Origin of the sequence: Jiangella rhizosphaerae (assembly GCF_003579925.1) — a bacterium.
In the GTDB taxonomy this organism is placed as follows: domain Bacteria; phylum Actinomycetota; class Actinomycetes; order Jiangellales; family Jiangellaceae; genus Jiangella; species Jiangella rhizosphaerae.
The window spans coordinates 1-26,275 of the sequence record NZ_QUAL01000129.1; the positions used below are offsets into that span (position 1 = coordinate 1).

25 protein-coding genes and 2 pseudogenes are annotated in these 26,275 nt (G+C 72.8%); 18 read left to right on the forward strand and 9 right to left on the reverse strand.

All coding sequences use genetic code 11. From position 1 onward, the window contains the following. Both DY240_RS13100 and DY240_RS13105 read right to left on the reverse strand, forming a co-directional pair. A pseudogene (locus DY240_RS13100) lies at positions 1–646 on the reverse strand (hypothetical protein); the annotation flags it as partial. A gap of 37 nt (positions 647–683) precedes the next feature. Further along, complete coding sequence (locus tag DY240_RS13105; protein ID WP_119660323.1) at positions 684–1,184, reverse strand: hypothetical protein; 501 nt, start codon at positions 1,182–1,184, stop codon at positions 684–686. Between the two features lie 243 nt (positions 1,185–1,427). On the opposite strand from DY240_RS13105, the gene DY240_RS13110 reads away from it, so the two are divergent. Together DY240_RS13110 and DY240_RS13115 are read left to right on the forward strand one after the other, a co-directional pair. After that, complete coding sequence (locus DY240_RS13110; RefSeq protein ID WP_119660324.1) at positions 1,428–2,909, forward strand: FAD-dependent oxidoreductase; 1,482 nt, start codon at positions 1,428–1,430, stop codon at positions 2,907–2,909. A 51-nt stretch (positions 2,910–2,960) separates the two neighbouring features. Continuing rightward, positions 2,961–3,089: pseudogene (locus DY240_RS13115) on the forward strand (DNA integrity scanning diadenylate cyclase DisA); the annotation flags it as partial. 660 nt (positions 3,090–3,749) lie between these two features. On the opposite strand, the gene DY240_RS13120 reads toward DY240_RS13115, so the two are convergent. Continuing rightward, positions 3,750–4,784 (reverse strand): LacI family DNA-binding transcriptional regulator, encoded by a 1,035-nt coding sequence (locus DY240_RS13120; protein WP_119660325.1) that lies wholly within the window; start codon positions 4,782–4,784, stop codon positions 3,750–3,752. Positions 4,785–4,943: 159 nt separating this feature from the next. On the opposite strand from DY240_RS13120, the gene DY240_RS13125 reads away from it, so the two are divergent. From DY240_RS13125 to DY240_RS13165, 9 genes are all read left to right on the forward strand, one after another. Continuing rightward, positions 4,944–5,894: a nucleoside hydrolase gene (locus DY240_RS13125; protein ID WP_158602839.1), complete on the forward strand. Its 951-nt coding sequence runs from the start codon at positions 4,944–4,946 to the stop codon at positions 5,892–5,894. 112 nt (positions 5,895–6,006) lie between these two features. Beyond that, a complete protein-coding gene (locus tag DY240_RS13130) occupies positions 6,007–7,341 on the forward strand; it encodes an ABC transporter substrate-binding protein (protein WP_158602840.1) in 1,335 nt (444 codons plus the stop codon). Between the two features lie 14 nt (positions 7,342–7,355). Then, on the forward strand, positions 7,356–8,318 hold the full coding sequence (locus DY240_RS13135; protein WP_119660343.1) for a carbohydrate ABC transporter permease: 963 nt from the start codon (positions 7,356–7,358) through the stop codon (positions 8,316–8,318). Further along, the gene (locus DY240_RS13140) at positions 8,315–9,145 is read left to right on the forward strand and encodes a carbohydrate ABC transporter permease (RefSeq protein WP_119660328.1); all 831 of its coding nucleotides are present in this window, start codon (positions 8,315–8,317) and stop codon (positions 9,143–9,145) included. Before DY240_RS13135 ends, DY240_RS13140 begins: the two co-directional genes overlap by 4 nt. A 5-nt stretch (positions 9,146–9,150) precedes the next feature. Next, a complete protein-coding gene (locus DY240_RS13145; protein WP_119660329.1) occupies positions 9,151–10,065 on the forward strand; it encodes a ribokinase in 915 nt (304 codons plus the stop codon). Beyond that, the gene (locus DY240_RS13150; protein ID WP_119660330.1) at positions 10,062–11,135 is read left to right on the forward strand and encodes a nucleoside hydrolase; all 1,074 of its coding nucleotides are present in this window, start codon (positions 10,062–10,064) and stop codon (positions 11,133–11,135) included. The genes DY240_RS13145 and DY240_RS13150 overlap by 4 nt, the downstream gene beginning before the upstream one ends. A 16-nt stretch (positions 11,136–11,151) precedes the next feature. Then, positions 11,152–12,222, forward strand: a complete 1,071-nt coding sequence (locus tag DY240_RS13155) for a glycoside hydrolase family protein (RefSeq protein WP_147375310.1) — start codon at positions 11,152–11,154, stop codon at positions 12,220–12,222. A gap of 55 nt (positions 12,223–12,277) precedes the next feature. Beyond that, on the forward strand, positions 12,278–12,835 hold the full coding sequence (locus DY240_RS13160) for a TetR/AcrR family transcriptional regulator (protein WP_199701423.1): 558 nt from the start codon (positions 12,278–12,280) through the stop codon (positions 12,833–12,835). After that, entirely contained in the window at positions 12,832–13,272 is a 441-nt protein-coding gene (locus DY240_RS13165) for a DUF6463 family protein (protein WP_119660332.1), read from the forward strand. Before DY240_RS13160 ends, DY240_RS13165 begins: the two co-directional genes overlap by 4 nt. On the opposite strand, the gene DY240_RS13170 is transcribed toward DY240_RS13165, so the two are convergent. Continuing rightward, positions 13,181–13,669: an Lrp/AsnC family transcriptional regulator gene (locus DY240_RS13170; RefSeq protein ID WP_119660333.1), complete on the reverse strand. Its 489-nt coding sequence runs from the start codon at positions 13,667–13,669 to the stop codon at positions 13,181–13,183. The genes DY240_RS13165 and DY240_RS13170 overlap by 92 nt on opposite strands. 122 nt (positions 13,670–13,791) lie before the next feature. Between DY240_RS13170 and hppD the strand changes: the two genes are divergently transcribed. Then, positions 13,792–15,000, forward strand: a complete 1,209-nt coding sequence (gene hppD / locus DY240_RS13175) for a 4-hydroxyphenylpyruvate dioxygenase (RefSeq protein WP_119660334.1) — start codon at positions 13,792–13,794, stop codon at positions 14,998–15,000. Here hppD and DY240_RS13180 read toward each other — a convergent pair. Continuing rightward, the gene (locus tag DY240_RS13180) at positions 14,945–15,562 is read right to left on the reverse strand and encodes a hypothetical protein (protein WP_199701425.1); all 618 of its coding nucleotides are present in this window, start codon (positions 15,560–15,562) and stop codon (positions 14,945–14,947) included. The two genes, hppD and DY240_RS13180, sit on opposite strands and share 56 nt — an antisense overlap. A 659-nt stretch (positions 15,563–16,221) precedes the next feature. Here DY240_RS13180 and DY240_RS13185 point away from each other — a divergent pair. The 3 genes from DY240_RS13185 to DY240_RS13195 are packed head-to-tail and all read left to right on the forward strand — an operon-like array spanning position 16,222 to position 19,026. Continuing rightward, positions 16,222–17,643, forward strand: coding sequence for a M1 family metallopeptidase (locus tag DY240_RS13185; RefSeq protein ID WP_119660335.1), 1,422 nt, complete (start codon positions 16,222–16,224; stop codon positions 17,641–17,643). 40 nt (positions 17,644–17,683) lie between these two features. Next, positions 17,684–18,094 carry an ArsR/SmtB family transcription factor gene (locus tag DY240_RS13190; protein WP_119660345.1) on the forward strand — a complete coding sequence of 137 codons (411 nt, stop codon included), beginning with the start codon at positions 17,684–17,686 and terminating at the stop codon, positions 18,092–18,094. Then, complete coding sequence (locus DY240_RS13195) at positions 18,094–19,026, forward strand: cation diffusion facilitator family transporter (protein ID WP_119660336.1); 933 nt, start codon at positions 18,094–18,096, stop codon at positions 19,024–19,026. Before DY240_RS13190 ends, DY240_RS13195 begins: the two co-directional genes overlap by 1 nt. A gap of 21 nt (positions 19,027–19,047) precedes the next feature. Here the strand turns inward: DY240_RS13195 and fahA are convergent, their stop codons facing one another. Next, complete coding sequence (fahA, locus tag DY240_RS13200; protein WP_119660337.1) at positions 19,048–20,238, reverse strand: fumarylacetoacetase; 1,191 nt, start codon at positions 20,236–20,238, stop codon at positions 19,048–19,050. Next, positions 20,235–21,080, reverse strand: coding sequence for a hypothetical protein (locus DY240_RS13205; protein WP_119660338.1), 846 nt, complete (start codon positions 21,078–21,080; stop codon positions 20,235–20,237). The genes fahA and DY240_RS13205 overlap by 4 nt, the downstream gene beginning before the upstream one ends. 106 nt (positions 21,081–21,186) lie before the next feature. On the opposite strand from DY240_RS13205, the gene DY240_RS13210 reads away from it, so the two are divergent. Genes DY240_RS13210 through DY240_RS13220 form a run of 3 tightly spaced genes read left to right on the forward strand, consistent with a single transcriptional unit; the run spans position 21,187 to position 23,579 of the window. Further along, positions 21,187–22,389: a homogentisate 1,2-dioxygenase gene (locus DY240_RS13210; RefSeq protein ID WP_119660339.1), complete on the forward strand. Its 1,203-nt coding sequence runs from the start codon at positions 21,187–21,189 to the stop codon at positions 22,387–22,389. Continuing rightward, positions 22,356–22,520, forward strand: coding sequence for a hypothetical protein (locus DY240_RS31950; RefSeq protein WP_158602841.1), 165 nt, complete (start codon positions 22,356–22,358; stop codon positions 22,518–22,520). The genes DY240_RS13210 and DY240_RS31950 overlap by 34 nt, the downstream gene beginning before the upstream one ends. Before the next feature lie 60 nt (positions 22,521–22,580). After that, positions 22,581–23,579 (forward strand): DUF6263 family protein, encoded by a 999-nt coding sequence (locus DY240_RS13220; protein WP_158602842.1) that lies wholly within the window; start codon positions 22,581–22,583, stop codon positions 23,577–23,579. A gap of 108 nt (positions 23,580–23,687) precedes the next feature. On the opposite strand, the gene DY240_RS13225 is transcribed toward DY240_RS13220, so the two are convergent. Together DY240_RS13225 and DY240_RS13230 are read right to left on the reverse strand one after the other, a co-directional pair. Then, positions 23,688–24,155: a hypothetical protein gene (locus tag DY240_RS13225; RefSeq protein ID WP_119660342.1), complete on the reverse strand. Its 468-nt coding sequence runs from the start codon at positions 24,153–24,155 to the stop codon at positions 23,688–23,690. Positions 24,156–24,252: 97 nt separating this feature from the next. Beyond that, on the reverse strand, positions 24,253–26,275 hold a 2,023-nt coding region (locus tag DY240_RS13230; protein ID WP_147375312.1), incomplete at its 5' end, for a tetratricopeptide repeat protein.

The window sequence follows — 26,275 nt, forward strand, 5'->3', positions numbered from 1 at the left end:
CGGCGCGGCGACCGGCGGCGCGTCGGCCGCCGGCTGACCGCGAGCCGGCGCGTGCGGTGGACGGCTCCGGCTCGGCGGCGACAGTGGACGAGCCGGCGGGCGGCTCGGGTGCGGTGCGCGTGGTGGCGCCGGCATCGGGATCGTCGCTGACGTCGGCCCGGAACGCGGTGGGGGCGTCGTGCGTGGCCGTCGGAGACGCGGCGGCGGCCGAGCGGTCGGGGTCGGCCGCGAGCCCCAGCGGGTCGTCCGGCTCGATGTTGATGCGTCCCGACGCCGAGCGCCGGCCCCGCTGTGGTGTGGGCTCGCCGTGCGGCGATGTGTCGATCGGGCGGCTGTGCTTGGCGACCCGGCCCGACCCCGTACGACGGTCCGGCTGGGCCGCACGGTCTGCCGGCATGGCGCGGTCCGGCTCGGAAGCGATCAGCCCGCCCAACGGAGACAGCAGGGGCCCGGTCTCGTCCGGAGCCGGAGTGCCGGCGGCGAGCCAGGAGGCGATGCCGAGGTCGTCGTCAGTGGCCGCACCCGAGCCGCCGTCCGCCGTGGCCGAGCGCTCGTCCGGAGCGTCGCCGGTACCGCGGCCCGCCGCACGGCGGCCGCCGGCGGCGTGCTTGGCGGCATGAGCGTCGCCTGAGGCTGGTCGGGACATCGTCGCCTATTGAAGCATCCGCCACCGACGGCGCGCCTCAGCCGATCGTGACCTGGACTTCGTTGGACACGACGGACTCGTCGTCGGCGCGCACGACTCGGAAGCTGTTGACGCCCTCGCGCTGGGAGTTCACCCGCGAGGTGCCCGTACCGTTCGCATCGGTTTCGATGGCGCTGACGTTCGGGAAGGGCTCCCACTCGCTGCCGTCGACGCTGCGCTGGATCAGCAACTCCACGCCTTCCTCGGGCGGGTTCAACGTGACGGCGAAGTTGATGTCCCCGTTCGGCGCGACCTGCGTGGGGTCGGCGGACAGGGTGATGGTGCCATCGCCGGCGGGGGTCTCGGTCTCGGCGGGCGTCTCGCCACCGTCGGGCGTCTCGCCGACCGGGGTGGTGTCGTCGGGGGCGGCCGTCTCGGACGCGGACGGCGTGTCGCCGCCGCCGGACTGCGAGCCGAAGTAGCCGCCGCCGGCGAAGCCGACGATGGCCGCGGTGATGAGGCAGGCGGCGAGCGCGCCGCCCGAGGCTCGACTGGACATCGGAGACATTCAACCCCGACACCCCGGGGGCGAGGCAAGTCGACCAGCCCGCGACGGCGGACATGACCAGGTGTGATGCCGAGTGTGATGACGCCGACAGGTACAGGAGGCGCCGAGGCGGGTACCGTGCCGAAAGGACCCCAGGAGGGCCGGGCAGACCGGCGAGACGCCGAGTCGGGGCGACCGTGGCTGGCCACGCCCGGCACGACGACAGCCGAGCAACCAGAGGGCCGGGAGGGATCGATGAGTGAGACGCCGGACGTCGTGGTGGTCGGCGGCGGGCCGGCCGGCCTGCTGCTCGCCGGCGACCTCGCCGCCGCCGGCATCGCCTGCACGCTGCTCGAGCGACGCACCGGCCGCTCCCCGCTGACCCGCGCGTTCGCCGTCCATGCGCGGACACTGGAGATGTTCGACGCCCGCGGCATCGCCGAGAACGTCATCGACACCGGCCGGCGGGTGGCCGCGCTCAGCCTGTTCGGCAACGTCGAGGTCGACCTGTCCGAGCTCCCGACCCGCTTCCCGTTCGTCCTGGTCACGCCGCAGTACAACGTCGAGGACGTCCTGGCGGCCCGTGCCCGCGAGGCCGGCGCCACGCTCGTCGAGGGCGCCGAGGTCACCGGCCTGGCCCAGGACGCCGACGGCGTCACGGTGCGGGTGTCCGGCGACGGCGGACGGCGCGAGCTGCGCGCGTCCTACCTCGTCGGCGCCGACGGCGTGCGCAGCACGGTCCGCGAGGCGCTGGGACTGCCGTTCCCCGGCGAGGCCGTCGTGCGGTCGGTCATGCTGGCCGACGTCCGGCTGGCCGAACCGCCCGGCGAGGTGCTCGTGGCGAACGCCAACGACGACGGGTTCGCCTTCGTCGCCCCGTTCGGCGACGGCTGGTTCCGCGTCATCGCCTGGGACCGCGGGACGCAGCGGCCCGACGACGACCCCGTCGGCCTCGACGAGATCCGCGACGTCGCCAGCCGCGTGCTCGGCACCGACTTCGGCATGCACGACGCGCGCTGGCTGTCGCGGTTCCACAGCGACGAGCGGCTGGTGCCGAGCTACCGCGAGGGCCGGGCGTTCCTGGCCGGCGACGCCGCGCACGTGCACTCGCCGGCCGGCGGCCAGGGCATGAACACCGGCCTGCAGGACTCCGCGAACCTGAGCTGGAAGCTCGCCGCGCAGCTGCACGGCTGGGCGCCGCCCGGGCTGCTCGACAGCTACGACACCGAGCGCCGGGCCGTCGGCGCCAGCGTCGTGCAGGGGAGCGGGACGCTGCTGCGCATGGCGCTGACGGGGTCCGCGGCCCTGCGCGCGGTGCGCAACGTCGCCGGCGCCGTGGCCGCCAGCATCGGTCCCCTGCAGCGCAAGGCCGGCGAGTTCGTGTCCGGCCTGGCCATCGGCTACGGCCGGTCCCGCGGCGACCACGTGCTGGTCGGCCGGCGCGTCCCCGACGTCTCCGTCGTCACCGAGTCCGGGACCAAGACCCGGCTCTACGAGGCGCTGCGCACCGGCCGGTTCGTGCTGCTGACCGGTCAGGACCACCACGGCCTGGTCGACCCGTGGGCCGGCCGGGTCGACCTCGTCACGACGGTCGACCGTTCGCACGGCCTCACGCTCGTCCGCCCCGACGGCTACGTCGCCTGGGCCACGGACATCCGGCCCATGATCCGCCGCGACGCCGAACTCCGCGCCGCCCTCATCTCCTGGTGCGGCGACCCGTCCAGCCACCCAAGTTGATCTTGGAGTTGTTCGGCCATCTATCGGACATTTCACCTCGCAATGGCCGAACAGAAGCTGCTGGCCGCCAGCGTCCACGACCTCCAGGCCGTTGAGGGTGTCGGCGAGTCCCACGCCCGCAGCGTCCGCGAGGGGCTGTCGCGGCTGGCCGAGTCCAGCATCCTCGAACGCTACGTCTGACCCTCGGGCTTGGCCGTCCCCTGCTGCGTTGGCCATCCCCTCTTCTGCGTTGGCTCCGTCCCCCTGCTGCCCGATTGTCTTGGCCGCGGGCGCGCGCCTCAAGTCCGCGCGCGTTGTGGTCGGGCTCCGCTGTGGTTGGGGCGCTTGGACTTGACCCGCGCGCCCGCGGCTAAGAACGGGCAGCTATCCGGGGGACGGGGGAAGAGCGGCGACGACGCCGCGTGCGTTCGCCGCGTTGCGTGTGGCGTTGGTGTTGTTGAGTGTCCACTTGGTGAGATTTCGCCGTGATTCGCGGACCATCACGAGGATTACCCCAGCCTCAACACCCTTACAGTCATGGTGAAGCTCACGTAATCCTCGTGATGTAGGCGATCGCCGATGATCATCGCCGTCCACAGCCCGACAAAACGGGGCGAAACGGGCACGCCACGCGTGAGGCGTGCCCAGATCCTCCCCGTCCCCTGATAGCTGCCCGTTCTCGGCCGCGAAGCCGCGGGTCAAGTCCGCCCTTCGTCGCGAAGCGACTCCATGGCGGACTTGAGGCGCGGTTGCGCGGCAAGAGAATGGGGGCAGCAGGGGGGACGGGGAGCCCCAGCCCACGCCGGGCCCACGAGCGAACAACTCCAAGATCAACACGGTGGGGCGCGGGACGGTCGGTGGTCACGGGGACGGCAGTCGGGTGACGGTCGTCCGTGGGTCGGGGCAGCCGCAGGAGCCGCGGGTCAGCAGCGTCATCGGGAACACCTCGTGCACCTCGGTGCCGCCGTGGCGCTCGCGCAGCAGCAGCTCCACCGCCCGGGCCGCCATGTCGGTGATGGGCTGCTTCGCCGTCGCCAGCCGGGGGACGCTGTAGTCGGCCTCGGCGATGCCGTCGAAGCCCATGACGGCGACGTCGCCGGGGACGTTCAACCCGAGGTCGGCCGCGGCGCGCAGCACCCCGAACGCCTGGTGGTCGGTGGCGGCGAAGACTGCGGTGGGCGGCTCGTCCCGCGAGAGCAGCTCGATGCCGGCGAGGTGGCCGGAGCTGCGGCTGAAGCTGGTCCAGCGCACCAGGCCGTCGTCGGGTGCCACGCCGGCGGCCTCGAGGGCCTGCCGCCAGCCGGCGTACCGCTCGCCCGACGGTGCGCTGTCGCGCGGGCCGAGCACGCAGCCGATGCGCCGGTGCCCGTGCCCGAGCAGGTGTTCGGTGACGAGCCGGGCGCCGCCGGCGTTGTCGGCCTTGACGGTGGACACCGCGGGCAGCCCGGCCACCGGGTGATCGGAGACGACGACCAGCGGGACGCCGCCCTCGACAGCGCGGGCCAGCTCGGCGGTGGGCCGGTTCGACACCACGATGAGACCGTCGACCTGCCGGTCCTGGAACGTCTCGAGATAGGTCTGCTCCCGCGCGCGGTCGCCCGACGCGTTGCCCAGCAGCAGCGAGTAGCCGCGGGCGAACGCGTCGTCCTCGATGGCGTGGGCGAGCTGGGCGAAGAACGGGTTGGAATTGTCGGGCACCACCAGGCCGATGGACCACGTTCGCCGCGACCGCAGCGCGCTGGCCACCCGGTTGGGGCGGTAGTCCAGCTCGCGGACGGCGTCGAGCACCTTCGCCCGCGTGGCGGCCGAGACCGGGCGGGGGCCGTCGTTGAGCACGTAACTCACCACGGCCACGGACACGCCGGCGTGCCGCGCCACGTCGTTGCGGTTGACCACGCCGCCAGCCTCCCAGGGGTTCTACACGAGTAAGTCCGTGCCGTGATTGTAGGGCCGTTGCCGGCCGCCGTGAGCATGGACGCGCTGGAAGCAACGACTTGCGCGCTCCGGTTCAACACGTGTAGACAATGCCTGTCGCTTCACCGAAGAGGAGAGAACATGCGGGTTGTCCTGGACACCGACCCGGCGATGGGGGTGCTGGGCGGCGATCCGGAGGACGCGTTCGCCATCCTCATGGCGCTCGAGCATCCGGACGTCGACCTCGCCGCCGTCACCGTCGTCAACGGGAACGTGCCGCTCGATCTCGGCTACGCCAACGCACGCCACCTGCTGCGGCTGCACGGCAGCGAGCACGTGCCGCTGGCCGCCGGCCCGGCCGCACCACTGCTGCCGTACCGGACCGACCAGCTGGCTTGGCAGGCGGCCAAGCGCGAACTGCCCAGGCTCGCGCCCGCGGCCGAGCCGCCGGCGCCGTCCAGCGCGCCGGAGCTCATCGCGCGCACCGTGCTCGGCAGTCCGGAGCCGGTGACGCTGGTCGCCATCGGCCCGCTGACCAACGTCGCGCTCGCGGTGCAGCTGGAGCCGTCCATCGCGCAGGCCGTCGACCGCGTGGTCGTCATGGGCGGCACCGGCCGCGAACCGGGCAACGTGACGCCGGCGGCGGAGTTCAACTTCTGGTGCGACCCCGAGGCCGCCGCCGTCGTGTTCGCCGCCGGCTGGCCCATCACGCTGGTCACGCTGGAGGTCTGTCACCAGGTGCGGCTCACCGGCGACCGGCTGGCCGGGCTCGGCGGCAGCCCGCTGGCCGACTACGTGACGGCGTCGTGCGCGCCGTGGCTCGACGCCCTGGAGCGCGGCGGCGAAGCGGGCATCCCGATGTTCGACACGCTGACGCTGGCCTCCGTCGTCGCCCCCGAGCTGGTGAAGACGCGCCCGGCGTGGGTCGAGATCGACACCACCACCGGGCCGTCGCAGGGCGCCAGTGCGATCCGCTGGGACACCGACGTGCTCGGCCGGCCGTTACCCGCGACGAACGCCGAGGTCTCGGTGGGCGTCGACGCCGACGGCTTCCTCGAGCTGTTCACCGAGCACGTCCTGAACCACCTGTGAACGACCCGGCGCCCGATGGTTGCGGAGCGTCGTCAACTCGTGTAGAACGAGCGCAACTCGTGTTGCGCTGAATCGTCCGCCGCACTGTCGCGGCGACCGAGGAGGAATGACCATGAACGTCCACGAGGGAACCGTCCGCCGACCGGCCGCCACCCGCCGGGCCGGCCGGTTGGCCGTCGCCGGTGTCGCCGTCATCGCGCTGGCCGCCTGCGGTGGCGGCACCGAGGCCGGCGGCGGCGACGGAGAGGACGACGGCGGCACCGTCACGCTGCAGTTCATCCACCCTGAGGTGGCGGGCTCGTTCGACCCGCTGATCGAGGCCTACGAGGCCAGCCATCCGGGCGTGCGCATCGAGGCCACCAACGTGCCGTTCGACCAGCTGCAGAGCACGCTGCAGTCGCGGCTGAGCCAGGGCGACAGCTCGATCGACGTCTACACCGTCGACCCGTCGCGCATCCCCGGCATCGTCGCGCGCGAGCAGCTGCTCGACATCAGCGACCTGATGGACCAGGCGGAGGAGGCGACCATCCCGTCGTCGCTGGAGCCGAACGTCGTCGACGGCAAGCTCTGGTCGCTGCCCATCTGGACGTCCGAGCAGTACCTCTACTACAACCCCACGCTGCTCGAGCAGGCCGGCATCACGCCGCCGTCGAAGGACCCGGCGCAGCGCTGGACCTGGGAGCAGGTGGTCGAGGCCGCCCGGCAGGCGCAGGCCGCGGGTGCGGAGCACGGCCTGCTGATCGAGCAGATCAACCGCTACTACCAGTTGCAGCCGCTGGCCGAATCGCTGGGCGGCGGGCCCGGGCTGTCCGGGGACGATCTGCTGACGCCCGACCTCACCAACGACGGCTGGGTGCGGGCCATGACCTGGTTCCGCGACATCCACGAGTCCGGCGTCGCACCGCGCGGCATCGCGCCGGACCAGATGGGCCCGCTCTTCGCGGCCGGCAAGGCGGCGTTCTACGTGGGCGGGCCGTGGGTGATCCCGGGCTGGAAGGCCGAGAACGCGGCGTTCGGCATCGCGCCGCATCCCTATTTCGCCGACGGCGAGCCGGCCACGCCCACCGACTCGTGGTCGTGGGGCATCAGCCCGCACTCCGAGCACGTCGAGGAGGCCAAGGAGTTCCTCGAATGGGCCGCGCTCACCACCGAGGGCAGCCTCGCCACCATCGAGAAGATCTTCATCCCGCCGACGAACGCCGAGGCGTTCGACGAGTACATGGGCCGGCTCGACGCGTCGGTCCCGGGCGTGACCGAGGGCGCCGGCGACCTCATGCTCCACGAGCTGGAGAACACCGCCGTCCACCGGCCGCCGAGCCTGGGCTACATCCAGTTCGAGGAGATGATGGTCAACGTCTTCGAGGACATCCGCAACGGCTCCGACCCGGAGGAACGGCTGTCCAAGGCCGAGGAGGAGCTCGAGTCGGCGTTCTCCCGGCTCCGATGAGCGGCCCGGTCTCCATGAGCGACACCCGCACCTCGACGATCCCGGCCGGCACGTCCGCGGGCGAGCGCCGCGGACGCACCCGCCGCGCGGCCGGACCGGCCCGGCCCAAGCGGATCCGGTCGCGCCAGCTCGCGACGGCGCTGCTCTACCTGAGCCCGGCGCTGCTGGCCATCGTGTTCCTGCGGCTGGCGCCGGCGGTGAGCGCCGTCGTCGCCAGCTTCCAGGAGTCCGGGCTGACCGGCGGGTCCGGGTGGGCCGGGCTGGAGAACTACCGGTTCCTCTTCGGCGACCCGGGGTTCGTCAACACCATCGTCGTCACCGTCCTGTTCAACCTGGTCGTCAACCCGGCGACCGTCGTGCTGTCCCTGGGGCTGGCGCTGCTGCTGAGCCAGCGGCTGCCGGCGGCGGGGCTGTGGCGGGCCCTGGTGTTCGCGCCCGCGGCCGTGCCCGTCGCGGTCTCCGGCGTCATCTGGAGCGTCGTCTACCAGCCCGACGGCCTGGCCAACGGCCTGCTGACCGCGCTCGGCCTGCCGGAGCAGCCGTTCCTGACCTCGGCCGGGCAGGCGCCGCCGTCGGTGATGGTGACGGTGCTGTGGGTGGCCGTCGGCTACTGGATGATCTTCCTGATCGCCGGGCTGCAGGACATCCCGCGCACGTACTACGAGGCCGCGCAGATCGACGGCGCCTCGGCGTGGCAGCGGTTCCGGTACGTGACGCTGCCGCTGCTGCGCCGGCCGCTGGCGTTCGTCCTGGTGGCGAACACCGTCGGCAACTTCCTGATCTTCGCCCCGATCCAGATCCTCACCAACGGCGGCCCGGAGGGCGCCACCAACCTGATCATGTACGACATCTATCAGCAGGCCTATCGCATCGGCGACGTCAACCTCGCCCAGGCCGAGGTCGTCCTGCTCATGCTCGTGATGCTGGTGGTCGTCGGCGTGCAGTTCCGGCTGCTCGGCTCGAAGGAGGGCCGGTGAACGCCCGGGCCGTGGCGCCGAGGACCGCGGCGGCGGTGCTGGTCTCGGTGCTGTTCCTCATCCCGCTGTGGTGGGTGGTGGCCAGCTCGTTCCGGCCGCGCAACACCGCGTTCGCGTACACGTCGCCGTTCGGCTGGGAGGCGCTGATCCCGGTCGGCGGCGACGTCAGCAACTACTCCGCGCTGTTCAACGGCTACTTCCTGCGCGCGGTGGGCAACTCGCTGTTCGTCGCCGCCGTGACGGTGGTGCTCGGGCTGGCGCTGTCGGTGTTCGCGGCGTTCGCGCTCAGCGTGCTGCGCTTCCGCGGCCGCGAGCTCGTGTTCGGGCTGGTGGTGCTGAGCTTCCTCATCCCGTTCGACGCGATCGCCATCCCGATGTCCGGGCAGTTCCGCGACTGGGGGCTGTCCAACAGCTACCTGGGGCTGATCCTGCCGGGCCTCGCCAACGGGTTCGCCATCTTCGTGCTGCGGCAGTTCTTCCTCGGCATCCCGCGCGAGCTGCTCGAGGCGGCTCGCATCGACGGCCTGGGCTGGGGGCGCATCCTGGTGCAGGTCTACCTGCCGCTGTGCCGGCCGGCGCTGGTCGGCGCCGGGCTCATGCTGTTCCTGTCGCAGTGGCAGGCCTACGTCTGGCCGCTGCTCATCGGCACCGACAGTGAGCACCATCTGGCGCCCATCGCGCTCGCCAACCTGCGACGGCAGCTCGAGGTCGACTTCGGGCAGATCTTCGCCGGCTCAGTGGTGCTGACGCTCGTGCCGGGACTGCTCCTGCTCGCCTTCCAGCGGCACTTCACCGAGTCGCTGGCCGCCACCGGCATCAAGGACTGACGGCCATGGGTGACGTCGTGGTGGTCGGGTCGGCGAACCTCGACCGCGTGGCCCGCGTCGCGCGTCCGCCCGCGCCGGGCGAGACGGTGCTGGCCGCGTCGTACTCCGAGGGCCTGGGCGGGAAGGGCATGAACCAGGCGGTCGCGGCCGCGCTGCTCGGTGCCTCGGTGCGGTTCGTGGGCGCGGTGGGAGCCGACGCCGACGGCGACCGCGTGCGATCCGCGCTGGCCGCGGCCGGCGTCGACGGCAGCGCCGTACGGGTGCTGGACGGTGTGCCGACGGGGACCGCGCTGGTGACGGTCGGAGCCGACGGCGACAACGCGATCGTCGTGGCGGCCGGGGCGAATGCCGCCGTCACGTCCGCCGACGTCGAGCGCGCTCTGGCCGGCGTGCCGGCCGGGACCGTGCTGGTGACGCAGCTGGAGATCCCGGACGAGGCCGTGGCCGCGGTGGCCCGGGTGGCGGCCGGCCGTGGGGCGCGGCTGGTGCTGAACGCGGCGCCGTACCGCCCGCTGCCGGCCGACGTGCTGGCCGCCGCCGACCCGCTGGTGGTCAACGAGCTGGAGGCGGCGGCGCTGGCCGGCGACGCCTCGCCCGCGGACCGTGACGTCGACGCCGTCGCCGCCGGGATTGCGGGGCGGTGCCGCAGCGTGGTCGTCACGCTCGGGGCGGCCGGTGCGCTGGTGGTGGAGGGGACGACGGTGACCCGGTGCCCGGCGCCGCCCGCCGACGTCGTCGACACGACCGGCGCCGGCGACGCGTTCGTCGGCGCGCTGGCCGCCGGGCTCGCCGCGGGCCGGACCCTCGCCACGACGCTGCCGGACGCCATCGCTGCCGCGTCCGCCTCCGTCGGCAGCCCCGGCGCCCAGGCGTCCTACCCCGCCATGGCCCGAGCCGTACGCCCCCGGAGCCGCGCATGAGCGTCCCCGTCGTCTCCGTCACCGACCTCTACCACCCTCCGGAGGACCCGGGCGACAACGTCGACCTCGTCATGGCCTACGGCCTGCCCGGCGTCGAGCTGCGCGCGGTGATCCTCGACGCCCTGCAGGAGAAGCGCGACCTCGTCGACGGGGGCGTCCCCGGCTATCCGGGCCCGCGCGACCCCGGGATCGTGCCGGTCAGCCAGCTCAACGCGATCTTCGGCCGCGACGTGCCGTTCGCCGTCGCGCCGTTCCGGCGGATGCGCGCCGTCGACGACACCATGGACGACGCGCCGGCCTTCCAGCAGTTCGGCGTCGACCTGCTGATCCGCACCCTGCGCGAGAGCCCGGAGCCGGTGCACGTGCTCTCGTTCGGGTCGGCGCGGCCGATCGCCGTCGCCCTGAACCGGGCGCCGGAGGTGTTCGCGGAGAAGCTCGCCCGCCTGCACCTGTGTGCGGGCACCACGACGCCCACCTACCCGGAGTGGAACGTCCTCCAGGACCCGATCGCGATGATCCGGGTGCTCAGCGCGGACCTGCCGGTGGCGCTGTACCCGTGCGCCACCGAGGAGAGCTGCTACGCCTACGACGAGCACAACACGTTCTACTGGCTGGACAGCCTGGCGTGGATCGCCGGCATGCACCCCGCGCTGCGCCGCTACCTCGGCTACGCCCTCGGCCGGGTCGCCCGGCCCGACTGGCTGCGCGTGCTGGAGGAGGAGCTGCCGGCCGACGTGATGGCCGGCGTCTACGCGCGGCGGCACGCCGTCTGGGAGACGGCCGTGTGGATCCAGGTGTCGGGACGGCGCATCGTGCGACGGCCCGACGGCACGCACCGGATCGTGCCGGCCGGCGACGTCGAGCCCGGCGACCACGTCGTCCGCAACGACCTCGTGCCATGCCGCGTCACCCCGCACGAGACCGGCCTGTACTCGTTCGAGCTGGTCGACGGCCCGTCACGCACATCGGTCTTCGTCCGCGACGACCCCGCCGAGTACGAACGCGCCCTCAACGAGGCGCTGCCCCACCTGTACCAGTCGTTCCGCCCACCCGGGCCGTGGCCCGCCTGACCCCGAGGAGCGCTCGATGACGAGACGACCCATGACGACCCTGGCGGTGGCCGCCGCCGCGGTGCTCGCCCTGGGCGGCGCGGCGACGCCGGCCGGCGCCGACGTCCGCTGGGACCCCGAATCGCTGCACCTGGTCTACGACCCGCCGGCCGGCTTCTACTCCTACGCGCCCTCGGTGGTCGACGACGGCGTCACGACCTGGATCTGGACCTGCCACAACGACGAGTTCCGCCGCATCAAGGACCACATCTACCTGACCGAGATCGTCGACGGCGAGGTCGTGTCGTCGCGGTCGGTGCTGCAGGCGGGGCCGGCCGGCGCCTGGGACAGCTTCCACGTCTGCGACCCGAGCGTGGTGCGCGGCCGGTTCGGCTACGCCGGGCACACCTACGGCTACGCGATGTTCTACCTGGGCAACGACGTCGACGCGAGCGCCCACAACCAGGTCGGCGTCGCGTTCGCCGACCATCCCGCCGGGCCGTGGGTGAAGTACCCCGACCCGCTGGTGACGTTCGACCGCGTCGACCAGTGGGGTGTCGGGCAGCCCAGCGCGGTGTCGCTGGTGCCGGGCACCGGCCGGGTCGTGCTGTTCTACACCCGCGGCGACACCAGCACCCGGGCCTACCACCAGGTCCTGGACCTCAGCCGGATGGAGCGGTGGCGCACCAGCGATCCCGTCCTGCTGCCGACCACCGGCCTGACCGGCCACGACGGCGGCCCGGACTGGCTCAACGGCTATGACGTCGCCTACGACCGCGGCCGGCAGCGGTTCTACGTCGTACGCGAGCAGCACCCGTACCCGCCGGAGGGGGAGAACCCCTGGTGGATCGGGCCGAGCGTCCAGGTCGCCAGCATCGACGTCGACGACGCGTTGCGCGGCCGCGGCTCCTGGCGGGTCGAGGCGAACGTCGACGCCGCGCTCACCGGCTTCCCGCGCAACCACAACGCCGGGCTGCGGCGCACCTGGGACGGCCGGCTGGCGGAGGCGCGCTCGGTGGAGGTGGTGTTCACCGACAGCTGTTCCGGCCCGGCCTGCGACTCGTTGTTCGAGTACGACCTGTGGTCGGTGACCGGCTCCCTGCGATAGCCCGGCCATCATCCGGGCCATACCATACGGTATGGTACGGATGGAGGCGATGAGCATGGCGAGCAAACAGGACTGGCTGGACGAGGGCCTCGCGGTCCTGGCCGAGGGCGGCGCGCCGGCGCTGACCATCGACCGGCTGACCGGCCGGCTCGGCGTCACGAAGGGGTCGTTCTACCACCACTTCCGCGGCCTGGCCGACTTCAAGACCGCGCTGCTGGAGTACTTCGAGGCCGAGTGGACCGAGCGCTACATCGCCGCCGTCGAGGACGGAGCATCGGCGCCCCGGGCGAAACTGGACCACCTGGTCGAGCTCGTGCTCGCCGACGAGTCCGGATCCGGGGCGCCCGACCCCGAGGTCGCCGTCCGCGCCTGGGCGCTGCAGGACCCGCAGGTGCGGGCGGTGCAGGAGCGCGTCGACCGGACGCGAGCGGAGTACCTGCGGGCGCTGTGGCGAGCGGCCGGGGGCACCGACGACGAGGCCCGGCTGATGGGCAAGGCGCTGTATCTCGTGGTGGTCGGCGCCGGTCACGTCGTCCCGCCGGTGCCCGCCGACGAGCTCCGCGACATCTACCGGCTGCTGCTGCGCCCGGCCGGAGGGGAGACGCCACGATGACCGCCCTGCACCGCTGGATCCCGCGGTTGATCACCGTCACCGCCGTCCTGCACGTCGGGTGGGCCTTCGCGCAGCCCCACGACTGGTCCGGCCTGGTCGCCGACGGGTTCGTACGGGCCAACGTCGACACCGGCGCCGCGTCCTACGCGCTGCGCGAGGCGTCCATCTGGTTCATGGCGGCCGGCATCGCGCTGTTCGCGCTGGCGAGCCTCGCGCGGACGGCCGTGCACGAGACCGGCCGGGTGCCAGCCTCGCTGGGCTGGTACCTCCTGGCGCTGGGCGTGCCGCTCAGCCTGGTCTACTTCCCGGTCACCGGGAGCTGGGCGCTCGTGGTGATCGGCGCCCTCAGCGTGTACGCGGCGCGTTCGCCGAGCTCGCCGCGGCCGACTCCACGAGCGGCAGGACCCGCGGCCCCACCACCGTCGACAGCGCGATGAGCGTCGACGTGCGGACGATGTCGGCGTCGCCCACGAGGTCGTCGATGACGCGCTGCAGGTCGTCGTTGTCGCGGGCGACGATGCGGCAGAGCAGGTCGCCCTGGCCGGTGATGGTGTGCACCTCGAGCACCTCGGGAATGCGGCTCAGGTGCGCCGCGACGGACTCGCGGGCACCCTGGCGGATGTCGAGCGAGGCGAACGCCGTCACCCGGAACCCGAGGGCGGCGGGGTCGACCGTCGGGGCGAACGTGGCGATGACGCCGGTGTCGCGGAGGCGGTCGAGCCGGGCCTGCACCGTCCCGCGGGCCACCTGGAGCCGTCGCGAGGCCTCCAGCACGCCGATGCGGGGCTCGCGGGTGAACAGCTCGAGGATGCGCGCGTCGAGGCCGTCGATCATGTGCCCTCCCGACTGGGCAATCTGTACAGCGATTCACCGCCAATGGTGTTCATACCGTACACCGTGACCAGAGTGACGTGCGCCACTTGCTCACCCCGCGGGCGCCCCGGCAGAGTCCTGACATGACGGCCATCGATCACGCTCTGACGCCCGAAGAACGCGACGCCGACCTCGATCTCGAGCAGCTCAAGCAGCTCGTCGGACTGGTCGAGTACGACGAGAGCAAGGACCCGTTCCCGGTCACGGCGATGGACGCGGTGGTGTTCGTCGCCGGCAACGCCACCCAGGCCGCGCACTTCTACCAGTCGGCCTTCGGCATGGAGCTGGTCGCCTACTCAGGCCCCGAGACCGGCAACCGCGACCACAAGGCGTTCGTGCTGCGCAGCGGCTCGGCGCGGTTCGTCATCAAGGGCGGCGTGCTGCCGGACAGCCCGCTGCTGGACCACCACCGCCGGCACGGCGACGGCGTCGTCGACCTCGCGCTCGAGGTGCCCGACGTCGACAAGTGCGTCGCACACGCGCGGGCGCAGGGCGCCACCGTCCTGGAGGAGCCGCACGACGTCTCCGACGAGCACGGCACCGTCCGCCTCGCGGCCATCGCGACGTACGGCGAGACCCGCCACTCCCTCGTCGACCGGTCGCGCTACTCGGGGCCGTACCTGCCCGGCTACGTCGCGCGCACCTCGTCCTACGTCAAGCGCGACGGCGCCCCGAAGCGGCTGTTCCAGGCCGTCGACCACTGCGTCGGCAACGTCGAGCTGGGAAAGATGGACTACTGGGTCGACTGGTACCGCAAGGTCATGGGCTTCGTGAACATGGCCGAGTTCGTCGGCGACGACATCGCCACCGAGTACTCCGCGCTCATGTCCAAGGTCGTCGCGAACGGCAACCACCGGGTGAAGTTCCCGCTCAACGAGCCCGCCATCGCGAAGAAGAAGTCGCAGATCGACGAGTACCTGGAGTTCTACGGCGAGGCCGGCTGCCAGCACATCGCGCTGGCCACCAACGACATCCTGCGCACCGTCGACGCCATGCGCGCCGAGGGCGTGGAGTTCCTCGACACCCCCGACGCCTACTACGACGACCCCGAGCTGCGGGCCCGCATCGGCACCGTCCGCGTCCCCGTCGAGGAGCTGAAGAAGCGCGGCATCCTGGTCGACCGCGACGAGGACGGCTACCTGCTGCAGATCTTCACCAAGCCCATCGGCGACCGCCCGACGGTGTTCTACGAGCTGATCGAGCGGCACGGCTCGCTCGGCTTCGGCAAGGGCAACTTCAAGGCGCTGTTCGAGTCGATCGAGCGCGAGCAGGAGCGTCGCGGGAACCTCTGACCGTCCTGGCCTCGGTCGTCTGCACCAGGCCGTAGACGAAGCGGGCCAGCCGCGCCCGGCCGGTGGGCGTCGTGAACGCGACGTGCCACCGGCTCGGCGCGTCGCCCTCGAGATGCTTGACGTCGGCGTAGGTCCGCTCGACGTCGCCGATGACGCACGACCACGGCTCGAGGTCGCCGTCGGCCGGCAGCTCGGGCACGGCGCCGCCGCGCTCGCGGGCCAGCCAGCCGTTGACGACACTGCCCCTCGCGCCGGTCAGCACCTCCCAGCGCAGGGTCGGCCAGAGCGGCAGATACCAATGGAACAGCCGGCACGGCAGGTCGCCGATCGTCACCTCGCTCTCACCGACCGGCGCACCGAGCACGATGCGGTAGCGATCCAGCCCGCGCGGCGCCCGGCGCGACCGCTCCAGCGACTGCCAGAACGCGTTGGCCTGACGGGCGTCGGAGCGGGTGACACCGAGCCGCTCCCATGCCGCCTCGACCAGCTCCGGCTGGTAGTCCTGCATGCGGCGCAACAGAACCAGCTGGAACTCTGTGACGCCGAAATCGCTCAGTGCCATCGGCCCAGTGTCGCAGCCATCCGTGGTGGGCTCCCCGTCCCCCTGCTGCCAGAACGGCAGCTGTCAGGGGACGGGGAGGATGCGGGCACGCCTCGGCGTTGGCGTGCCCGTTTCGCGCTGTTTGTCGGGCTGTGGACGGCGATGATCATCGGCGATCGTCTACATCACGAGGATTTCGTGAGCTTCAACACCCCTACAGCCGTGGTGATGCTGGGGTAATCCTCGTGATGGCTCCGGAATCACGGCGAAATCTCACTAGGTGGGCACTCAACGACACCAACGCCACACCGAAACGGGGCCGACGCCCCCGGCCCCGTCGCCACACCGCCCCCGTCCCCCTGATAGCTGCCCGTTCTTCGGCCGGGTGCGCGCGGGTCAAGCGGTCATCGTCGCGCGAAGCGCCATTAGTCCGCTTGAGGCGCGCGCACGCGGCCAAGAGAATGGGCGGCAGGGGGACGGGCCCAACGCCACAAGCCCGGCCAACGCAGCAGGGGGCAACGCAGGCCTCGCCAACCCGTAGCGAATCCACTACCGCAGTCCTGGCACCACCGGACACCGAGCGCACAAAGCGCGTTTCCGGCCGGAGGCATTCCCATTTGTCCCGATCTCCGGCAGGCTGCGGTGATCACACTGTCGTCTATGACCGGGGAGCGTCCTCGATGAGATCTTGTGTCAGGTCCGGCGTCGTCGCGGCGGCCGCCGCGGCGCTGCTGGCAGCTGCCGTCGTCCCGGCGAGTGCGGCGGACGGGCAGTCGTCCAGGCCGGCTCCGGGCGGGTCGGGCGCGGGCGACGCCTATTTCCCGTTCGCCGGCAACAGCGGTTACGACGCCGTGCACTACGACCTCGACCTGCGCTACCAGCCGCCGGCGGCGGCCCCTGCCCCGCTGGCCGGGCAGCTGGACGCCGTCGCGACCGTGACGATCGTGCCGACGCGGCACCTCACCGGCTTCAACCTGGACCTGCGCGGGCTGGAGGTGGAGTCCGTCGTCGTCGGGGGACGGCCGGCGGAGTTCGCCCGCGAGGGCGACGAGCTGATCGTCACGCCGAAGACGATCCTGCCGCGCGGGAAGGCGGTCGACGTCGTCGTCGCGTACGGCGGCGCCACCGGCCGGCCCACCGACATCGAGGGCGCGCTCTACGGCTGGGTGACCACGCGCGACGGCGCCATGGTGGCGAGCGAGCCGGAGGGCTCGATGACCTGGTTCCCGGTCAGCGACCACCCGACCGACAAGGCGACCTACGACGTCGCCGTCGCCGTGCCGGAAGGGCTGGTCGCGGTCGGCAACGGCGACCTCGTCGGCTCCTCGACGGCGAACGGGTGGACGACGTGGGAGTGGTCGTCGCGCGAACCGATGGCCAGCTACCTGGTGACGGCGTCGGTCGGCAACTACGAGCTGCGGCAATGGACGACGCCGGACGGGCTGCTGAACATCGACGCGATCGACCGCGACCTCGCGCCCGCCGCGTCGGCCGGACTCGCGCAGACCGCCGAGATGATCGCGTTCTTCGAGACGAAGTTCGGGCCGTACCCGTTCTCGTCGTACGGCGCGATCGTCGACGACGACAGCGTCGGCTACGCGCTGGAGACGCAGACCCGGCCGATCTACTCGACCCGGGCGAACGAGGGCACCGTGGCGCACGAGCTGGCGCACCAGTGGCTCGGTAACTCCGTGAGCCCGGCGCGCTGGCAGGACATCTGGCTGAACGAGGGCTGGGCCACCTACGCCGAGTGGCTGTGGTCCGAGCACGACGGGCGCACCACCGCGGCGGAGAACTTCGCCGACGTCATGGCGATCCCGGCCGACAACGGGTTCTGGCAGACGATCGTCGCCGACCCCGGGCCGCTCGGGCTCTTCGCCGGCGCCGTCTACGACCGGGGCGCGGCGACGCTGTACGCGCTGCGGCTGGAGATCGGTGACGAGGCGTTCGACGCGCTCTCGGTGGAGTGGCCGACGCGGTACAAGGACTCCGTGGCCACGACGGAGGACTTCCAGGCGCTGGCCGAGGAGCTGTCCGGCCAGGACCTGGAGGAGTTCTTCGACGTCTGGGTGTGGACGGCGGGCAAGCCGGCCATCCCCTGAGCAGTTCATCGGCGGACGGCGCTATCATCGTCATGTGACGATGAATCGGGCGTCCGTCGACGCGGCGGCGGTGCAGCTGTTCCACAGCCTCGCCGACCCCGCGCGGCTGGAGATCGTGCGGCTGCTCGGCCACGGCGAACGGCGCGTGGTCGACCTCACCGCCGAGCTCGGCCTGGCCCAGTCGACGGTCTCCGGCCACCTGGCCAGCCTGCGCACCGCCGGGCTGGTCGAGCCGCACCCGCACGGCCGGTCCACGTTCTACGCGCTCGTCCGGCCCGAGCTGTGGGCGATGCTGGCCGCCGCCGAGGACGTCCTCGCGGCGGCCGGCTCGCCGGCACGGCTGCGTCCGGACGGCGTGAGCGCGGGGCACGTGCCGCACGCGGACACCGTCGGGCACCGTGCCCGGCCCGACGCCGCCGCGCCCGCGACCAGACCCGGGCAGGTGCACTGATGGGCGCCGGGCACGGTCACGGGCACGGCCTGCCGCAGGGCGCGACCGCGTCGTACGCGTACCGGCGGCGCATGCAGGCGGTGCTCGTCATCATCGTCGTCGTACTGGCGGTCGAGGTCGCCGGCGCGCTGGTCTCCGGGTCGCTGGCGCTGCTCGCGGACGCCGGGCACATGCTGGCCGACGGGCTGGGCGTCGCGCTGGCGCTGCTGGCCACGGCCATCGCGACGCGGCCGGCGAACACCGCGCGGACGTTCGGCTGGCAGCGGGCGGAGATCCTGGCCGCGCTGACCAACGGCGTCGTCGTCGGCGTGATCGGAGTGCTGGCGATCGTCGGCGGCGTCCGGCGGCTCGGCGACCCCGGCGAGATCGAGACCGGCATCATGCTGGCCGTCGCCGTCGTCGGCATGGTCGCGAACATCGGCGCGCTCCTGCTCCTGCGGTCCGGCCAGCGCGAGAGCCTGAACGTGCGCGGCGCCTATCTCGAGGTGCTCGGCGACACGCTCGGCTCCCTCGCCGTCGTCGCCGCGGCCGTGGTCATCCTGACGACCGGCTGGGTCCGCGCCGACGCGCTGGCCTCGATCCTCATCGGCCTGCTCATCCTGCCGCGGGCGGCGATGCTGCTGCGCGAGGTGTTCGACGTCCTCCTCGAGGCCACCCCCAAGGGCGTCGACCTCGAGGACGTCCGCCGTCACATCCTCGAGATCCCCGGCGTCGTCGACGTCCACGACCTGCACGCCTGGACCATCACCAGCGGTGTGCCGGTGCTGTCCGCCCACGTCGTCATCGCCGAGTCCGCCGAGCCCGGCTGCGGCGCCGACTCGGTGCTGGACGGCCTGCACGCGTGCCTGGCCGGCCACTTCGACATCGAGCACAGCACGTTCCAGATCGAGCCCGAGGGCCACGTTGCCCACGAGCACGCCGGCCACGCCTGACCTCCCCGTTGACACCCATGATCATCGGGACGGGGTGACGGTGCCGGTGACCTCGCCGAGCTTCATCCGGCGTCCGCTCGGGCCCGGCGCCGTCGCGCGGATGGTCACCAGGTCGCCGTCCTCGAGGAAGGACCGCTGCGACCCGTCGGCCAGGGTCACGGGCTCGGCGCCGTTCCACGTCAGCTCCAGGAAACAGCCGCTGCCGCCCGGGCGGGGTCCGCTCACCGTCCCCGACGCGTAGAGGTCGCCGGTGCGCAGCGACGCGCCGTTGACGGTGAGGTGGGCCAGCTGCTGCGCCGGCGTCCAGTACAGGTCACGCAGCGGCGGCCGCGACACGACGGTCCCGTTCCAGACCACCTCGAACTCGACGTCCAGGCCCCACGGCTCCTCGTCGCGCAGGTAGCCGGCGACGGCGGGCGAGCGCGGCGGCGGCGACACCCGAGCGTGCGCGAGCGCGGCCAGCGGCACCACCCACGGCGACACCGACGTGGCGAACGACTTGCCGAGGAACGGGCCGAGCGGGACGTACTCGAAGGCCTGGACGTCGCGCGCCGACCAGTCGTTGACCAGCACCATCCCGAACACGTGGTCCTCGAACGCCCCCACCGGCACTCGCGACCCCAGCGCCGACGGCGTCCCGACGACGAATCCGGCCTCGGCCTCGATGTCCAGCCGCAGCGACGGCCCGAACTCGACCGCCCCGCCGGGCCCGCCCACCCGCCGGAGCCCGGACGGCCGCACGATCGGCGTCCCGGACACGACGACGGTGCCGGCCCGGCCGTGGTACCCGATCGGGAGGTGCTTCCAGGCCGCCGGCAGCGCGGGGGAGTCGGGCCGGAACAGCTGCCCGACGTTCTCGGCGTGGGTCTGCGAGGCGTAGAAGTCGACGTAGTCGGCCACCTCGAACGGCAGGTGCAGCACGACGTCGCGCAGCGGGACGAGGTGCGCCTCGACGACCGTCTGGTGCCGTGGATCGCCGACCAGCGACAGCAGTCGCGCGCGCACCGCGTCCCACGTCGGCCGACCCGCGGCGAGGAACGGGTTCAGCGACGGCCGGTCGAAGAGTTCGGCGCCGGCCACCGGCGAGAGGTCGAGCACCCACGAGCCGACGGCGACGCCGACCCGCGGCTCCTGGCCGTCGGTGGAGAACACGCCGTAGGGCAGCGTCCAGGCGTCGAACGGCGCGTCGTCGCCGACGTCCAACCAGGTCACCGCGCGACCTTACCGGGATCGGCGACCAGCCCGAGGGCGATCAGCTCCGCTAGCGGCTCGGCGATGCTGCACGACCCGTACGACGCGAACCAGCGCCGCACCGACGCCGCCGGCAGCTCCGTCACAGCGGCCGCGAGCCGCGCCCCGTCGTCCAGCGACAGCGCCGCGGCGACGTCGGCCGCCTCGCCGCCGCCCACCGCCGTACCGGCCGCGAGCAGCATGTTGAGGAACCCGTGCTCCGCGGGCCGCCGGACGGCGTGGTGCAGACCTGCGGTGAACTTGAACGGGACGCCGCGGTCGAGGCAGCCGAGGACGAACGCGGCCACCTCGTCGTCCGACGGGACGGCCTCAGGGGACGGCCCGCCGGTGCGCAGCTTGGCGCGGTACCCGGCGTCGGCGACGACGTCCAGCGCCTGCTCCCATCCCGGCTCGCGCGGCACCTCGACGTAGGCCGGCTCGTCGTCGTCCGGGCCGCCCAGTGCGGCGTCGAGCGCGGCCACCGTCCGCCGCGCGTTCTCGCCCAGCGGCGATCCGCGCAGCGGCACCTCGACCCCGCGCAGCACGAGGTGCGGCTCCTGGGCGACGGTGTCGACGGCGGCCAGCACGCCGGCCGTCCCGGTGTCGACGACGACGGCGACCTCCAGCGGCGACGGCAGCGAGCGGGCCAGCAACGCCAGCGACTCCAGCGACGATGCCGGGCACAGCAGCGGCCCGACCAGCGTCGAGTACCACGCCGTCCGGTGCGCCGCGTGTGCCGGGACGGCGTCGGCCAGTGGCAGGTCGCCCGGCGGGAACACGGCGGCATCGTCGATGAGCCGCTGGAAGATCGCAGGAATGGTCATCGCCGGTTTCAGCCTCCCTTGACACCCGTCACGTCCATCCTCGACGCTGGTCGATATACGGGCAAGTGCGTCCGATATTCGAACAACTGCCGAGAAGGTGACGGAGATGTTCTACCGCAGCGTCGGCCAGGTCCCCCCGAAGCGGCACACCCAGTTCCGCAAGCCCGACGGCGGTCTGTACTACGAGGAGCTGATGGGCGAGGAGGGCTTCTCCTCCGACTCGTCGCTGCTCTACCACGAGGGCGTCCCGTCGGCCATCGTCGACTCGCGCATCTGGGAGCTGCCCGACGCGCGCACCGTCGCCAACCACCCGCTCAAGCCGCTGCACCTCAAGCCGCACGAGCTGTTCCCGGGCAAGGACTGGAAGGCGTTCGACGTCGTCACCGGCCGGCGGCTGCTGCTCGGCAACGGCGACGTGCGCATCGCCTACGTCGCCGCCGGCGAGTCGTCGCCGCTGTACCGCAACGCGATCGGCGACGAATGCGTCTACATCGAGGACGGCGAGGCGACGCTGGAGACGATGTTCGGCCTGCTCCAGGTGCGCAAGGGCGACTACGCGATCATCCCGCGGGCGACGGTGCACCGCTGGGTCCCGACGGGGGACGGCCCGCTGCGTGCGTACGTCATCGAGGCGAACTCGCACATCACGCCGCCGAAGCGGTACCTCTCGCGGTTCGGGCAGTTCCTGGAGCACTCGCCGTACTGCGAACGCGACCTCACGGCGCCGGCCGAGCCGTTCGTCACCGCCGGCACCGACGTCGAGGTGTACACCAAGCACCGCGGGCACGGGCCGTCCGGGCTGGTCGGCAGCATCGTGACGTACCCGACCCACCCGTTCGACGTGGTCGGCTGGGACGGCTGCCTGTACCCGTACACGTTCAACGTCGACGACTTCGAGCCGATCACCGGGCGCATCCACCAGCCGCCGCCGGTGCACCAGGTCTTCGAGGGCTACAACTTCGTCATCTGCAACTTCGTGCCGCGCAAGGTCGACTACCACCCACTGGCCGTGCCGGTGCCGTACTACCACTCCAACGTCGACTCCGACGAGGTCATGTTCTACTGCGGCGGCGACTACGAGGCGCGCAAGGGCTCCGGCATCGGCCAGGGCTCGATCACGCTGCACCCGGGCGGGCACTCCCACGGGCCGCAGCCGGCCGCCATCGAGCGCGCGCTCGGCAAGGACTACTTCGACGAGCTCGCGGTGATGGTCGACACGTTCCGGCCGCTGGAGATCGGCGAGGCCGGGCAGCAGAGCGACGACGGCGCCTACGCGTGGAGCTGGAGCGGCCGCGGCCCGGCCGGCTGAGCTTCCCGGTCGCCGTCTGGGGGTCCAGCAACGCCACCAACACGGTCGTGATGGCCTCCGACGGGGCCGGCACCGAGCAGACCGTCGAGGTGAACACGGCGATCCGGGCGGAGATCACCGGCCGCGGCTGAGCCGGTGTCGGTGGCGGCCGCTAGAGTGCGATCCGCCCCGACCAGATCTGAGGAGTCCCCGTGCGCCGCATCACCGGCTGCCTGCCCCTGGCCGCTGCCCTGCTCGTCCTCGCCGGCTGCGGCGACGACTCCGGCGGCGGCTCCGCCTCCGAGACCACGACGCCGACGGCCGAGGCCTCCGACCAGCCCGCGGCGGAGGCGACGGACGAGCCGGCCGATGAGCCGGCGGATGAGCCGGCCAGCGAGGCGGCCTGCGCCGACGGCCCGCCGGAGGCCGTCGTCACCGACCCCGGCGACGAGCCGCGGACGCTGATGGAGCTGTCGCCCACGGCCGGCGCCACCACCGCCATCGATATGCGCATGACCGTGAACTCCACCATGAGCCTCGACGGCCAGGAAGCGCCCTCCACACCCACCCCCACGATGATCATGGGGATGACGCTGACCGTCGACGACGTCACCGACGACGAGATCACCATGTCGGTCACCTACGACCGCGTCGAGGTCGAGGGCGGCGACCCGACGCTGCAGGGCCTGCTCGACTCCATGGTCGGCATCACCGGCACCGTCACGACGACGCGCAGCGGCGCGTTCGTCGACGGCAAGATGGACACCTCCGGCGTCGATCCCACGCTCGCTCCGACCATGCAGCAGATCGACAGCCAGCTGGCCAATCTCACCGTCCCGCTGCCCACCGAGCCGGTCGGCGCCGGCGCCACCTGGGAGGTCGCCACGGCGCTCGACTCGCAGGGGTTCGCGTTCTGCAACACCTTCAGCTACACGCTGACCTCGTTCGACGGCGACGCCTACGAGCTCGCGGTCGAGACGGTGCAGCACGCCGAGCCCACCACCATCGAGCAGGGCGGCGCGTCGGTCGAGCTCATCGAGGGCTCCGGCTCCGGCACCGGCACCACCGGGGGCCGGCTGAGCTTCCCGATCGCGGTGTCCGGCAGTACCGACAGCAACACGTCCATCGCCATGGCGGTCGACGACGGCTCCACGGAGCAGACGCTGGAGATGGACATGGCCATCCAGATGGAGCTCAGCCCTCGCGAGTGAGGGACCGCGGGAGCGGACCTCCCCCGAGCGTCCGCTCCCGTGATCATGTCCCCTCGCGGTCGCTCAGGCGCCGCGAGGGGACATGATCACCGGTTTCGAGATCGGTGGTCAGCCGCACTCGGACTGGACGCTCTCGCCCAGTCGCTGGCTGATCGCGGCGAGGTCGCCCAGGTCCTCCAGCTGCCCCGCGGCCTCCGGGTCGGCGGGGTCGATGTCGGCCAGCGTCTGCATGGCGTCGGCCATCGCGGTCCAGTCGGCGGCGACGTCGTCCGGCGCGACGGCGGCGATCTCGCGGTAGGACTCCACCAGCCCGGCGGCGGCGTCGGGGTCGGTGCTCCCGGCGCCGGCCAGGACGTCGTCACCGAAGGACTGCAGCGTCTCGCAGTAGTCGCCGCCGGCCGCGGCCTCCTCGTCGGCGGCGTCATCCGCCGGCGGATCGGTCATGGTCAGCTCGAGGTCGGACTCCGGCGCCGACGGCGGCGGAGCCTCGTCGTCGGACCCGCAGGCGGAGGCCGCGAACAGCAGGGCGATGCCGGCCAGCGGGGCGAGGGCTCGGGTTCGGATCGTCGATTTCACGCACTATCTCCGGTACTCAGTGTGGTCTGGTTCGGCTGAACCGACGTGACGATCGCAGCCGCCGCTACACGAGCCCTACACGGACGCTGACCGCTGGTCAGGCCGGGTGACGTGCGTCGCGGCCGCGGCGGAGTACGGCCGGCATCCGCGGCACCGGCGCGCCGAGGAGGTCGCCGGCCTCGTCGCTGGTCAGGCTGCGCATCTCTCGCAGGAGGTCGGCCGAACGGCTCCAGCTGTGCCGGGCGTCGCCGTCGCGGCCGAGGAGGCGCAGGATGTCGCCGCGCAGCCACCGGGCCAGCGCCTCGTCGACGCTGGAGCCGCACGCCTGGAACGCCTCGATCGCCCGCTCGAGGCAGTCGAGGGCGCGCTCCGGCCGCCCGGCGTCGAGGTGGGCGTCGCCGAGCCGGAACAGGGCGATGCCGGTGAGATGCGGGCTGTCGTCCAGTTCGAGCGCGCGCTCCTGGCACGCGACGGCCTCGTCGAGGCGGCCGCTCAGGTGGTGGCCGACGCCGAGCCGGGTGAGCGTGACCGCCTGCCCCTTCGCGTCGGCGATCTCGCGCTGCAGCTGCAACGCCCGCCGGTAGTGGACGAACGCCTCGTCGGTGCGGTTCAGGTGGTGGAGCACGAAGCCGAGCGCGCTGCGGGTGTCGGCCTCGCCGTGGCGGTCGCCGCCCTCGTGTGCGGCGCGGACGGCTTCCAGGCCGTGCCGGTGCGCCTCGTCCAGCCGGTTCAGCATGAAGTAGCCGTCGCTGAGGCTCTGATGGAGCTTCGACCGCCACCGGGCGTCCCCGCTGTCGCCGAGCGTCGCCAGAGCGAGCTCACCGATCGCGACGAGGTCCGTCCAGCGGTCCTGGCTGCGCAGCGGGTGCGCCATGGCCGCCGCCAGGCCGGCCAGGATGGCGGGGCCGTCGCCGTCGAGCGCGGCGGCGTGGACGGCGGCGGCGGCGATGTTGTCCGACTCCGCCCGCACCCAGGCCGAGATGGCCGGGCCGTCGGGCAGGTCGGCGGCGGCCCGTCCCGGCTCGCCGGTCCGCGGTCCGATGGCGGCGTGGCGATCGGACCACGCGATGCTCATGCGCGACGCGTGCCGCGCGGTGGCCAGGTAGTGGTGCAGGGCCCGGCGGATGGCGTCGTCGCGGGCGGACGGGGTCAGCGTGCGCTCGGCGCGTTCCCGGGCGTAGAGACGGACGAGGTCGTGCAGCGTGAACCGGTCGCCCGGCGCCGCGATCAGCAGCTGGGTCTCCACCAGCTGATCCAGCGCCCGCCGCGTCGCCGCCAGGGGACGACCGGCCAGCGCGGCCGCCGTGTGGACGGTGAAGTCGGCGAAGCCGGCCAGGCCCAGGCCGGTGAAGACCTCCGCCGCGTGCGGCAGCGCGTCGTACGCGACGTCGCAACTGGCCCGCACCGCGAGGTCGTCGTGCTCGAGCTCGTCGAGGCGGTGCTGGGCGTCGTCGAGGCGGTCGCGCAGCGACGAGAGCGTCCAGTCCGGCCGCGACAGCAGCCGCGCGCCGGCCACGCGAACGGCCAGCGGGAGCAGGCCGCACAGCGCCACGACCTCGGCGGCGACAACGGGCTCCGCGGCCACGCGCTGCTTCCCGGCGAGCGCGGCCAGCAGGTCGACCGCCTCGCCGGGCGGGAGCGTCCCGAGGGCCAGCTGCCGGGCGCCGGAGATGGTGGCGAGGACCCGGCGACCGGTGACGAGCAGCGCCGCACCCGCGCCCGGGCCGGGCAGCAGCGGCCGGACCTGCGCGGCGGAGTCGGCGTCGTCCAGCACGATCAGCAGCCGCCGCCCGGCGACGGCGGCCCGGAACCGCGCGGCGGCCGCGGACAGGTCGCCGGGGACCTGCCGCTCGTCGACGCCGAGCGAGCCGAGCAGCCGGACGAGCACGTCGTGCGGCCGCAGCGGCGGAACCCCGGGCGTCGCGCCGCGCAGGTTGACGTAAAGCTGGCCGTCGGGGAACGCCGCGGCGGCCGCGTGTGCCGCCCGCAGGGCCAGCGCGGACTTGCCGACGCCGCCAGGACCGCTGACGGCGACGACGGCCGGCCCGTCGCCGCGACGCGTCAGCCAGGCCGTGACGCGCCGCAGCTCGTCGCGGCGTCCGGTGAAGGCGGGATCGGCC